At 54.7% G+C, this 11,831-nt stretch carries 12 protein-coding genes; 5 read left to right on the forward strand and 7 right to left on the reverse strand.

Annotated features, from left to right (window positions below; genetic code table 11):
• Positions 1 to 94: 94 nt before the first annotated feature.
• The 4 genes from L6R44_RS01670 to yciH all read left to right on the forward strand — a co-directional run bounded on the left by L6R44_RS01670 (position 95) and on the right by yciH (position 2,827).
• Positions 95 to 403 carry a LapA family protein gene (locus tag L6R44_RS01670; RefSeq protein WP_032640968.1) on the forward strand — a complete coding sequence of 103 codons (309 nt, stop codon included), beginning with the start codon at positions 95 to 97 and terminating at the stop codon, positions 401 to 403.
• Between the two features lie 6 nt (positions 404 to 409).
• Positions 410 to 1,579 carry a lipopolysaccharide assembly protein LapB gene (gene lapB, locus L6R44_RS01675; RefSeq protein ID WP_237423016.1) on the forward strand — a complete coding sequence of 390 codons (1,170 nt, stop codon included), beginning with the start codon at positions 410 to 412 and terminating at the stop codon, positions 1,577 to 1,579.
• A 184-nt stretch (positions 1,580 to 1,763) separates the two neighbouring features.
• Entirely contained in the window at positions 1,764 to 2,501 is a 738-nt protein-coding gene (gene pyrF / locus L6R44_RS01680) for an orotidine-5'-phosphate decarboxylase (RefSeq protein ID WP_237423017.1), read from the forward strand.
• Positions 2,501 to 2,827 (forward strand): stress response translation initiation inhibitor YciH, encoded by a 327-nt coding sequence (gene yciH, locus L6R44_RS01685; RefSeq protein WP_032640963.1) that lies wholly within the window; start codon positions 2,501 to 2,503, stop codon positions 2,825 to 2,827. The genes pyrF and yciH overlap by 1 nt, the downstream gene beginning before the upstream one ends.
• A gap of 105 nt (positions 2,828 to 2,932) precedes the next feature.
• On the opposite strand, the gene osmB is transcribed toward yciH, so the two are convergent.
• From osmB to L6R44_RS01700, 3 genes are all read right to left on the reverse strand, one after another.
• Positions 2,933 to 3,151 carry an osmotically-inducible lipoprotein OsmB gene (gene osmB, locus L6R44_RS01690; protein WP_008501216.1) on the reverse strand — a complete coding sequence of 73 codons (219 nt, stop codon included), beginning with the start codon at positions 3,149 to 3,151 and terminating at the stop codon, positions 2,933 to 2,935.
• 263 nt (positions 3,152 to 3,414) lie between these two features.
• Complete coding sequence (yciT, locus tag L6R44_RS01695) at positions 3,415 to 4,167, reverse strand: DNA-binding transcriptional regulator YciT (protein WP_032640961.1); 753 nt, start codon at positions 4,165 to 4,167, stop codon at positions 3,415 to 3,417.
• Between the two features lie 43 nt (positions 4,168 to 4,210).
• A complete protein-coding gene (locus L6R44_RS01700; RefSeq protein WP_024907126.1) occupies positions 4,211 to 4,393 on the reverse strand; it encodes a YciZ family protein in 183 nt (60 codons plus the stop codon).
• A 192-nt stretch (positions 4,394 to 4,585) separates the two neighbouring features.
• Here L6R44_RS01700 and L6R44_RS01705 point away from each other — a divergent pair, with 192 nt between their 5' ends.
• Positions 4,586 to 5,455, forward strand: a complete 870-nt coding sequence (locus tag L6R44_RS01705; protein ID WP_032640959.1) for a crotonase/enoyl-CoA hydratase family protein — start codon at positions 4,586 to 4,588, stop codon at positions 5,453 to 5,455.
• Here the strand turns inward: L6R44_RS01705 and pdeR are convergent.
• The 4 genes from pdeR to fabI form a co-directional block, all read right to left on the reverse strand.
• Positions 5,452 to 7,443 (reverse strand): cyclic di-GMP phosphodiesterase, encoded by a 1,992-nt coding sequence (gene pdeR / locus L6R44_RS01710; RefSeq protein WP_237423018.1) that lies wholly within the window; start codon positions 7,441 to 7,443, stop codon positions 5,452 to 5,454. The two genes, L6R44_RS01705 and pdeR, sit on opposite strands and share 4 nt — an antisense overlap.
• 324 nt (positions 7,444 to 7,767) lie before the next feature.
• Positions 7,768 to 9,702 carry an exoribonuclease II gene (locus L6R44_RS01715; protein ID WP_237423019.1) on the reverse strand — a complete coding sequence of 645 codons (1,935 nt, stop codon included), beginning with the start codon at positions 9,700 to 9,702 and terminating at the stop codon, positions 7,768 to 7,770.
• Between the two features lie 88 nt (positions 9,703 to 9,790).
• Positions 9,791 to 10,777 carry a CMD domain-containing protein gene (locus L6R44_RS01720; RefSeq protein ID WP_237423020.1) on the reverse strand — a complete coding sequence of 329 codons (987 nt, stop codon included), beginning with the start codon at positions 10,775 to 10,777 and terminating at the stop codon, positions 9,791 to 9,793.
• Between the two features lie 154 nt (positions 10,778 to 10,931).
• Positions 10,932 to 11,720 carry an enoyl-ACP reductase FabI gene (fabI, locus tag L6R44_RS01725; RefSeq protein ID WP_003856831.1) on the reverse strand — a complete coding sequence of 263 codons (789 nt, stop codon included), beginning with the start codon at positions 11,718 to 11,720 and terminating at the stop codon, positions 10,932 to 10,934.
• Between the last annotated feature and the right edge of the window lie 111 nt (positions 11,721 to 11,831).

Below are 11,831 nucleotides of genomic sequence, written 5' to 3' on the forward strand. Positions count from 1 at the left end.
CGTTTCGCGCCCGTCGCTAAAATGGTAGCTTATAAGGCTGATTGCGGTAAGTTGAACACACTTTATTCGCTTGAACCACATAACGGGAAGTCATGTGAAATATTTACTCATTTTCTTACTGGTATTGGCGATTTTTGTCATTTCAGTCACGTTGGGTGCACAAAACGATCAGCAGGTGACGTTTAACTATCTGCTGGCTCAGGGTGAGTATCGCGTCTCGAGCCTGTTAGCGGTCTTATTTGCTGCCGGCTTTGCCATTGGCTGGCTGGTTTGCGGCCTGTTCTGGCTAAAAGTCCGTGTTTCTCTTGCGCGCGCTGAACGTAAAATTAAGCGACTCGAAAATAACATTGCCCCTGGGTCTGACATTCCGGAAAGCTCTGGCGTGCCGGTCGTGAAGGAATAATCGACTATGCTGGAGTTGTTGTTTCTGCTTTTGCCTGTAGCCGCAGCCTATGGCTGGTATATGGGCCGCAGAAGTGCGCAACAAACAAAACAGGACGAGGCCAATCGGCTCTCCCGCGACTACGTTGCGGGGGTGAACTTCCTTCTGAGCAATCAGCAGGACAAAGCGGTGGACCTGTTCCTCGATATGCTGAAAGAGGATACGGGCACGGTTGAAGCGCATCTCACCCTGGGTAACCTGTTCCGCTCGCGCGGTGAGGTCGATCGCGCCATTCGTATTCACCAGACCCTGATGGAAAGCGCTTCGCTGACCTACGATCAACGTCTCCTTGCCGTACAACAGCTGGGGCGCGATTACATGGCCGCGGGGTTGTACGATCGCGCTGAAGATATGTTCTCGCAGCTGGTGGATGAAACGGATTTCCGCATCGGCGCATTGCAGCAGCTCCTGCAGATTTACCAGGCCACCAGCGACTGGCAAAAAGCCATTGATACGGCTGAGCGTCTGGTGAAGCTTGGCAAAGATAAGCAGCGCGTAGAGATAGCCCATTTCTACTGCGAGCTTGCGCTTCAGCAGATGGGCAACGACGACATGGATAAAGCCATGGCGCTGCTGAAGAAAGGCGCCGCCGCGGACCGCAACAGCGCGCGCATCTCCATCATGATGGGGCGCGTTTTTATGGCGAATGGCGACTACGCCAAGGCCGTTGAAAGCCTGCTGCGGGTTATTGACCAGGACAAAGAGCTGGTCAGTGAAACGCTGGAAATGCTGCAAACCTGCTATCAACAGCTGGACAAGCGGGAAGAGTGGGTCGCGTTCCTGCGTCGCTGCGTGGAAGAAAATACCGGCGCCACCGCCGAACTGATGCTCTCAGACGTTGTTGAGCAGTATGAGGGAAGCGACACCGCGCAGGTGTATATTACGCGCCAGCTGCAGCGTCATCCGACCATGCGGGTCTTCCATAAGCTGATGGATTACCATCTGAACGACGCGGAAGAAGGGCGCGCGAAAGAGAGCCTGATGGTGCTGCGCGACATGGTCGGCGAGCAGGTGCGCAGCAAGCCGCGCTACCGTTGCCAGAAGTGCGGTTTCACCGCGTATACGCTCTACTGGCACTGTCCTTCCTGCCGCGCCTGGTCCACCATCAAGCCAATTCGTGGCCTGGACGGGCAGTAATTTTTTAAAACCCCTCATTTTAGTTACAACATACTGATGGCTTTCAGCACTCCCGACCACGGTGCGGTTTGCTCGCCTGGCAGGTGGATAAATGGATCCTGTCAATTTGCGGCGTCGGCAGGTAGAATGCTGGCCGTTTATCTGTTCCGCGCCGCTGCGCGCCCATAGACGAAAAGGGCTGGTCATGACGTCTGTTACATCCTCCACTTCCCGCGTTATTACGGATTCTCCTGTTGTTGTTGCGCTCGATTACAATAAGCGTGACGCTGCTCTGGCGTTTGTCGACGGCATCGACCCTCGCGACTGCCGTCTGAAAGTTGGCAAAGAGATGTTCACGCTGTTTGGACCGCAAATCGTTCGCGATCTGCAGCAGCGCGGTTTTGACGTTTTCCTCGACCTGAAATTCCATGATATCCCGAACACCACTGCGCACGCCGTTGCTGCAGCCGCAGAGCTGGGCGTATGGATGGTCAACGTTCACGCATCGGGTGGGGCAAGAATGATGACGGCCGCCCGTGAGGCGCTCCTGCCGTTTGGTAAAGATGCCCCGCTGCTGATTGCGGTTACCGTGCTGACCAGCATGGATGAAAACGATTTACGCGACCTCGGCGTGACGTTGTCACCTGCCGAACATGCCGAACGTCTTGCGCGTCTGACGCAGAACTGCGGGCTGGATGGCGTCGTCTGCTCCGCACAGGAAGCGGTACGTTTCAAATCAGCGCTGGGCCAGGAATTTAAACTGGTCACGCCGGGGATCCGTCCTGCGGGCAGCGACGTGGGCGATCAGCGCCGTATTATGACCCCTGAGCAGGCGCTAGACGCTGGCGTTGACTATATGGTCATTGGCCGTCCGGTGACGCAGTCTGCCAATCCGGCAGAGACGTTAAAGGCTATCAACGCATCGCTGAAAAAGGGGGCGTAATGACCGATTCCAACAGCCGTCTGGTCTACTCAACCGAGAGCGGGCGTATCGACGAACAAAAGGCGAAAGTGGAACGTCCAAAGGGGGACGGCATCGTTCGGATCCAGCGCCAGACCAGCGGACGAAAGGGGAAAGGGGTTTGCCTGATCTCCGGGATTGACCTGGATGATGCTGAACTGACGAAGCTGGCGGCCGAGTTGAAAAAGAAATGTGGCTGCGGCGGCGCCGTGAAGGACGGCATTATTGAAATCCAGGGAGATAAACGTGATTTAATAAAGTCCCTGCTGGAAGCCAAAGGTATGAAGGTCAAACTGGCTGGCGGCTAAAATAAATGAGCCACGGCAAATGCCGTGGCTCGTGTTATATACGTGCGTATGTCAAACCTGAAATGCGTTCAAATATCGCAATATCGGGGAAGGCTTAGATAATAATTATTTGCCAACCTGGTGACCGATAATACCACCGACAGCAGCGCCACCTAATGTACCCAGCGTACTACCATCCGTTAATACTGCACCACCCAGAGCACCGGCACCGGCACCAATAGCGGTGTTACGGTCACGTTTAGACCAGTTAGAGCATGCGCTCAGGGACATTGCTACAGTGATTGCCAGAACAGCGGCGGCTAATTTTTTGCTGGTTAAGGTCATAATACTTTCTCCTGAATTATCGATTCACGGAAAGATGTACACGTTAAGTATAGACGAACCGAATACTTAATTCTGTATTCCGTGAAAGCTGGTCGCGCAGGCGTTACGTAATCACGCAGGTGATAGTCACTTCCTGTTATATCGCTAACATTAATTTTACGACTTTAAGGCCGGTTAAACAGGTAAAAACTCTTAAAGAAGTACCAGGAATCATCTCAGAGAAAGAAGGGCGTGCGCGCCCGAAATTCGGGCGCGGAGGGAACTCAGACGCTGTTTTTAATAATATTGACGATCAGTCCGTCATCTTCCAGTTTATTACGGTGCGCATCGCTCAACCGTTCGTCGGTAATCACGCGGCTAAAGCGTGAAATGGGGCCCATTGTGTAAGGGTGCACGGCGCCAAATTTAGAGCTGTCGGTGAGCACAATGGCTTCACACTCTTTTTCCAGTACGGCATTCACGACGTCAGAGCGCATCATATCCCGGCCGGTGAAACCTGTTTCCGGCTGCCAGCCGTCAATACCGATAAAGGCCTTGCTGAAATGGACCTGCTGGACATACTGACGGGTCAGCGGGCCTACCATGCTTTCACTTTTCTTCTGGTAAATGCCGCCGAGAAGAATCACCTCGCAGCGCGTCTCTTTAAGCAAATGCGCGATATAGCTGCTGACGGTAATGATGGTCACGTCTTTTTGATCGGCAAGCGTGCGCGCCAGAAGGGCATTGCTGCTGCCGTTTTCGATAAAGACGGTCTCGCCGTTATTCACCAGGGAGGCGGCAAATTCCGCCAGTTCACGTTTCAGCGCGTAGTTGTTCATCATGCGCGTCTCAACGTCATCACTGTCCAGCGGGACCGCATAGCCGTGGGCGCGACGCAGGTAGCTCTGTTTTTCCAGCAGATTAAGATCCTGACGGATTGTGACTTCAGACACGCCGGTAGTTCTAGCGAGATCGACCACGCTTACGCGTCCCTGATCGATGACCATCTGCAAAATGAGTTGTTGTCGGGAATTCATAGCATCCATTTAATAAAGCGAAACGAGGTCGGAGGCGGCGGGGTTAAACTTCCCACGGCGCTTTTGGCTGTCTGTTTTCGGGCGCATTGTCAGCACCATTCTGAGCAAGAAGTTCAGACTTCAGGATCTCGAGATTACGGATAGCAGAGTGATAATCGCCTGCTACCAGGATATCCAGCACGGTATCAATTCGTTGTGCTACAGCTTGTGCGTCAATAGTAGACATAATCTCTCCCAGGCGCGAAAAGTGAATATTTTCAATGATGCAGAAATTAGGATCAAAAGAGAAGGGAAAAAACGCAATAACTAAATTACATAAACGTAAGTGATAAATTTATTCCCCCTCATACAGCAGGCTTAATGGGTGGATTAGTCTAAAACTGCGCGCAAGGCGCTTTTTTATAAGAGGAATTAGACTATGACAGTTATCAACCAGCCGACCTGCACACTGTTTACCGATACTGAACGGTTCACGCAGCTGTCAGGATATTACGAGGCGGAGCGTCACACCGTCTGGATGATGCTGCGGGCGCAGCCGCGTCCTTGCTTCAACCATGCGTTAATTGAGGAGATCATGAACTTTTCCTGGCTGGTTCGCCAGTCAGGTTTTGCGGTTGATTTCTGGGTAACCGGATCGCTGGTTCCCGAGATGTACAATGCGGGCGGTGATTTACAGTTCTTCGTCGAGTGCATTCAAAACGGGCGTCGGGAAGCGTTACGGGCGTACGCTCGCGCCTGCGTGGATTGCGTCCATGCGGCGTCACGGGGGTTTGATACGGGTGCCATCACGCTGGCAATGGTCGAAGGCAGTGCGTTAGGGGGCGGGTTTGAGGCCGCCCTGGCGCATCATTTCGTGCTGGCGCAGCGCGACGCCCGTCTGGGCTTTCCGGAGATAGCCTTCAACCTGTTTCCGGGCATGGGGGGATATTCCCTGGTGGCGCGCCGTTCAGGCATGAAGCTGGCGGAGGAGCTTATCTATAAAGGGGAATCCCACACGGCTGAATGGTATGAACAGCATGGGCTGGTGGACCTGCTGTTTGAGCCCGGACAAAGCTATGTCTCCACCCGAACCTTCATCGATACGCTGCGGCCAAAGCTGAACGGCATAAGGGCGATGCTTCGCGCCCGGACGCGCGTTCTGCAGCTGCCGCGCAGTGAACTGATGGACATCACGGAAGACTGGGTTGACGCTGCTTTCTGCCTGGAACCGAAAGATATCGCCTACATGGAACGTCTGGTCACGCTGCAAAACCGCCATCACGCGGCGGGCCTGCGTAAAGCCAGCTAACGTTGATTCCGCGCTTGATATCGTTTTAGCCATCGCTCGAATGCGGCAGCGGGCATCGGCTTCGCAAACAGAAAACCCTGCCGTTCGTTGACGCCGTTCTTGGTCAGAAAGGCGTCTTCTTTTGCACTTTCCACGCCTTCGGCAATCACCTGCAGATTTAACGCCTGCGCCACCGCGACGATAGCGCGCACCAGCGACTGCGAAATGGACTGTTTATGAATATCCTTGACGAAGGATTGATCGAGCTTAATAGCGTCGATAGGGAAGCGGGCCAGCTGCGAAAGGGAGGAGTAGCCGGTGCCAAAATCATCCAGATGAATCTGCGCCCCGAGCTTGCTGAACTGCTGGATCACGGACAGCGCCAGCTCTTCGTTCTCAATAAGACAGCTTTCCGTTAATTCAACGTCGACGGGGCAGTATTCAAAATTCAGATCCTTCAGCGCCTGCTTTAAGTCGCTGAAGATGGTCTGATCGGCCAGCTGGCGAGCAGAGACGTTGACGGCCACGCGCAGGTTTATGCCCTTATCGCGCCATTTCGCCACCTGGCGAACCACGTCGAGCATCACCCAGCGGCCCAGCGGCACAATCAACCCCGACTCCTCGGCATAAGAGATAAACTCCAGCGGCGGGATCAGGCCGCGCTCGGGGGATTGCCAGCGGACCAGCGCTTCGAGGCTTCTGATTTCCCCGCGCCAGGTGATTTTAGGCTGATAGTGGATCAGAAGCTGGTCGTTATCCAGGGCCTTACGCAGGTTGGTATCCAGCCAGAGATACTCGAACACGCGCTGGTTCATCTCGGGCGAGAAGACGCAGAACTTGCCCCGGCCGTTCTCTTTGGCGGTATACATCGCGGTATCGGCGTTACGAATCACGCTTTCCCGATCGTTGCCGTGCTGCGGAGCGAGGGCGATACCCAGGGAGCAGCCGGTATAAATTTCAATCAGACCGATTCGGAACGGCTGGCGCAGACGGGTTAAAATGCGTGATGCCATCGCCTCCAGAGAGCCCTGAGAGGTATTGGTAGCCATGACGATAAACTCATCACCGCCAAGTCGCGCCAGCACCTGATCCTCATCCAGACAGCTCAGGATGGCGAGGGCGACCGCCTGTAACAGCTGATCGCCAAACATATGCCCGTAAGCGTCGTTAACTTTTTTAAAATTATCCAGATCGAGATACACCACGCCCACCTGGGTATCGCCGCGGTTAGCAATGGCGTCAGAAATCAGGTCGTGGATAGCATTACGGTTCGGCAAGCCGGTGATGGTATCGGTGTTGGCCAGCACGCGCAGCCGCTCCTGAGCGCGGCGCTCCTCGGTAATATCGGTCCCGGAACAGATAAGGAAAATTTCATTTTTTCCGCTGCCGCTGTGAACGAACTTGTTTCTGAACAGAAACAGCCGCTGCCCTTTGCGCGTTTTGATCCAGCGCTCGACTTCGTAGGAGCTGCCGTTGCGAAAGAAACCGCTAATATTGCGTTTTGATGCAGCCGCTTCGCTGCGGCTCATAAACAGCTTAAATACGTTCTGGCCAATCACCTCATGCTCTTTCAGGCCGGTGTACTCTTCGCTAAGCCGGTTGAAACGCTGAATATTGCCGTTCTGATCGAGAATAACAATGACGGAGTTGGCCTCTGAGACAACCTGCTCCGCGAAAGAGAGCCCCTGCGCCAGGTCGCGCGCCACGGAGGGGGTATCGTTCCAGGCGGAAGCGGTTCCGGCCCACTCGTTGCGGGTAATTTTACGTCCAACAAGGTGAACCGGAAGATCTTCCCCGAATAGCGAGAGCGTCATAGAAATGCTGGAGGTAATAACGGTTAAGTGACGGATGAGATCGGCCTGTTTATCGTCCAGCGCAATCACCTGAGTGACGTCGGCATTTTCACTGGCGGCAAGGTGCAGAGCGTTGCTGTCAGCTGACAAGCGCCACCACGGGCTGTGAGTACCCATGTAGCGAAACAGCAAGTTCTGCTCCAGATCGTCCATCATGTTTTCTCCTGCAGCTGTTCATTAGCGCACAAATTATTCATTTGCAGTCGACTTTTCCGTTGAGAAACAGCGGTAAAACCGAAGTGAACCTGTTGTTTTTCCCTGTTTTCTTATAATAAAACGAGTCAGGCTAAAAAGGATACCGAGCGTATAAAAATTCACTTAACCGAATATAACAACACTCTTTTACTGTAGATAAGTATGGCGGTTTTGGGCGAAGGGAGATTGAAAATAGTCAGGAAAAATAATGATTTTGTGGCGGGGATAAAAAGAAAAAATTGTCGGCCCTTCCGGAAGGGAAACGGCCGACAATTGAACCGGTTATCAGGCGACAGGACGCGCGATAATACTGCGGGTTTCCATGCGAACTTCGGCGATAGTCACGTCAATCACGTCGGTGACTTTGTAAACTGTTTCACCTTTAATCTGCACGGTACCGTTTTCCTGACTACAGACCATTTCGTCACGCACCGCATGCAGGAACGGTGCAGGAATAAACGCAACAGCACCGTTATCGACCAGGCGGACGCGCATCCCGCCGCGGCTGACATCGATGATTTCCGCCGCAAAGCGGGTATCGGTTCCGGCTTTATCCTGCAGGAAGCGCGCGTACAGCCAGTCTCCAACGTCACGCTCCGCCATGCGGTTCAGGCGGCGACGATCGGCCATCTGCAGCGTGGTGTCCTCCTGAGGACGGGCAACGGCTTCACCTTTGATAATCGCTTTCAGCAGACGGTGGTTAACCATATCGCCATACTTACGGATCGGCGATGTCCAGGTGGCGTAAGCGTCGAGGCCGAGACCAAAGTGCGGGCCAGGCTCGGTGCTGATTTCAGCGAAGGACTGGAAGCGACGAATGCGGCTGTCCAGGAAACCTGACGGCTGTGCGTCCAGTTCGCGGCGAAGCTTGCAGAAGCCCGGCAGCGTCAGCACTTCTTCCGGATCAACGTGCACATCGTGATTTTTCAGCAGGGCCGCCAGCGCTTCGGTATTCGCCGGATCGAACCCGGTATGGACGTTGTAAATACCAAAGCCCAGCTTGTCGCGCAGCACGCGCGCGGCACAGATATTGGCTGAAATCATCGCCTCTTCAACGATGCGGTTAGCAATGCGTCGCGGTTCGGCCACGATGTCCAGCACTTCGCCTTTCTCGCCCAGAACAAAGCGATAATCCGGGCGATCTTTGAACACCAGCGCATGGGTTTTACGCCACTCGCCGCGGTTCAGGCAGATGCGATGCAGCAGGCGGATCTGCGCGGCAATGGCGTCGGATTCAGGCTTCCAGCTGCCGGTGTTTTCCAGCCAGTCGGAGACGTTATCGTAGGCCAGTTTGGCTTTCGACTCGATGGTGGCGGCAAAGAACTCAATATCGTCTTCAATCGCGCCATCCGCAGCAATGGTCATGCGGCAGGCAAGGACCGGGCGCACTTCATTTGGACGCAGCGAGCAGAGATCGTCTGACAGTTCGCGCGGCAGCATCGGAATGTTGAAGCCCGGCAGGTAGTTGGTGAAGGCGCGGATTTTCGCCGCGTCATCCAGCTTGCTGCCTTCGGCAATCCAGGCGGTGGGATCGGCAATCGCGACGGTCAGGTGCAGCTTGCCGTCGTCGCTCTCTTCAGCGTAGAGCGCATCGTCCATATCTTCGGTGCTGGCGCTGTCGATAGTGACAAACTCCAGCCCGGTGAGATCGCGACGCGTCAGACCTTCGTCCTGCATCTCGGTTGCCACGCCGTTCGGCGCTTCTTTTTCAAGATTGTGGCGTGCCAGCGTGACCCACCATGGCACGAAATGGTCAGCGCCAAAGGTGATGAACTGGGTCAGCTCAGCATAAAAACCGCGATCGCCTTTCAGAGGATGACGGCGCATTTCTGCTACGGCCCAGTCACCTTCTTTAAAATCATGCTCAACGCCACGGGCGGCGCGGCAGGGAATGGCATCTTTCAGCAGGGGATGATCCGGCACGATAGAAAGACGATCGTCTTTTCGCTGCACCTTACCCACAAAACGGGTCAGGAACGGTTCGATCAGTTCTTCCGGCTCGGCAGACTCTCGGTCCTTCTCGGTATGAATGACGGCCATGACGCGATCGCCATGCATCACTTTCTTCATCTGCGGTGGCGGAATGAAGTAGCTTTTCTGCGCGTCAACTTCAAGGAAGCCAAAGCCCTTTTCCGTGGCTTTTACGACCCCTTCTGCACGCGGCGTCTGGGAATGCAGTTGCTGTTTAAGCTGCGCTAGCAGCGGGTTGTCCTGAAACATAATGTTCTATTTTCGTAGCCATTGAGCGGCTGACAGTTTTACGCGATTCTCACTGTCTCAGCAAGCGATGTTTGGGTAATGAGTATGGTTATTCCTCTTTACCAAACGCGACTTTCAGACGATGAAGCCAGCCGTCATACGCACTTTGGATGAGCAGGGCAATCGCGTGTTCGGCAGAGAGCCCTTGATCGGTTAGAGGGGTGAACTGGGCGGCGCTGAAACGGTCCGGGGAGCGCGTCAGCAGTTCGACCGCCGCCGAAAGTGCAGGGGACGTGAGCGGGATCTCCGTGCGGCTGTTTATCAGGATTTCTCCGGTCAGGTCGAGCAGGGACGGCTCATGGCAAAGGACCGGCGTCAGCGCCTCCAGCGCGGGTTCTGCCTGCCAGCGGGACAGCGACTCAAGCTGATGCGCACTTGCATAGCGCAACTCGACGACAGGCAAAAGCGGTACCCACGCGGCGTAACGCGCGGGCAGGGTGTGCGGCGGAATATGATGGCCCGGCAACCAGCGAACAGGGTGTCCCAGCAGCGCCTGAAAAATCGCAACGACGCGCGCCTGAAAACCGATAAAGCCGATAATCTGGTTAATCACCACGATGTCGTACGTGGACAGGCCAACCTCATCAAGCTGGTTCTGCGCTTTATCATCAATGACGTCAGGCGAGCTGGCGAGCTGGCGGGCATACTGGGTGATTTGCGCCAGACGCCGGTTGCTTTCACGCGAGGAGTCCGGGCCGGGAAGCGGTGCGAGGAGGGCGGCGTAATGGTTACAGAGCCGCTGAACGCCGCAGGCCTGTGCAACCGTTAGCGCGGTACTGAGCCGATCGTAGGCGCTGAGCGTGTGCAGGCGGTTCACGGGAATCGAGAGCGGAAACAGCTTGTGGCATAAGGCTCTGGCAGGGGTAAGCCAGCCAGAACAGGCAGCGACAATCTCGTCAGGCAAGGCTAAATCGAGCAAAAAACGATCGTCGACGTTAGCGGCTTCGGGCACCAGAGGCAGAACATCCGTCTGCGCGTGGTTTGACTGGGTCTCGTGATACCAGTGGCCTTTGCCGGAAAAACGGCGTTGTTCCATGTGCGTTCCTTGATCTCAAAATGGCGATCAATATCCTGGCGTAAGGCAGATAAAGGGAAAAATATTGTTAGGTGATAACAAATAGCAGAACGGAATAACGAAGGGGTGACGCGGGGGGAAATACTCTCTTCCCGGGCGGGAAGAGAGTCACAGCTTATTTAATTTCCAGCTCGTTCATTGCAGCGATGTTGAAGCCGCCGTCAACGTGAACCACTTCGCCGGAGATACCTGCGGAAAGGTCAGAGCACAGGAAAGCTGCAGAGTTACCCACATCTTCAATGGTAACGGTACGACGAATCGGGGTAACCGCTTCGCAGTGTGCCAGCATTTTACGGAAATCTTTAATACCGGAAGCCGCCAGGGTGCGGATAGGACCTGCAGAGATGGCGTTAACGCGCACGCCTTCAGGACCCATTGCATTCGCCATGTAGCGTACGTTTGCTTCCAGAGAGGCTTTAGCCAGACCCATCACGTTGTAGTTAGGGATAGCACGTTCTGCGCCCAGGTAGGACAGGGTCAGCAGGGCAGCGCCCGGGTTCAGCATCGCGCGGCAGGATTTCGCCATCGCAACGAAGCTGTAGGAGCTGATGTCGTGAGCGATTTTGAAGCCATCACGGGTAACCGCGTTCACGTAGTCGCCGTCCAGCTGGTCGCCAGGAGCGAAGCCAATGGAGTGAACGAAACCGTCGAATTTTGGCCATGCTTTTGCCAGTTCAGCAAACATGCCGTCGATGCTTTCGTCTTGTGCAACGTCGCATTCCAGAACAATGCTGGAGCCCAGCTGCGCGGCAAACTCTTCAACACGGCCTTTCAGCTTGTCGTTCTGGTAGGTGAACGCCAGCTCAGCGCCTTCGCGATGCATTGCCTGCGCGATGCCGTATGCGATGGACAGTTTGCTGGCAACGCCAGTCACCAGAATGCGCTTACCGGAAAGAAAACCCATAGCTTTAATCCTTATATTCATTGCTTATTTTGCCTTGTAATTCATAGCGTTACAGGCAGTATTTCAAAATCATTCGAAATTAGCTCGAAATTATAGCCCACTCACAGCCCC

It is taken from the genome of Enterobacter cloacae complex sp. ECC445 (assembly GCF_021892025.1).
GTDB classification, from domain to species: Bacteria; Pseudomonadota; Gammaproteobacteria; order Enterobacterales; family Enterobacteriaceae; genus Enterobacter; species Enterobacter chengduensis.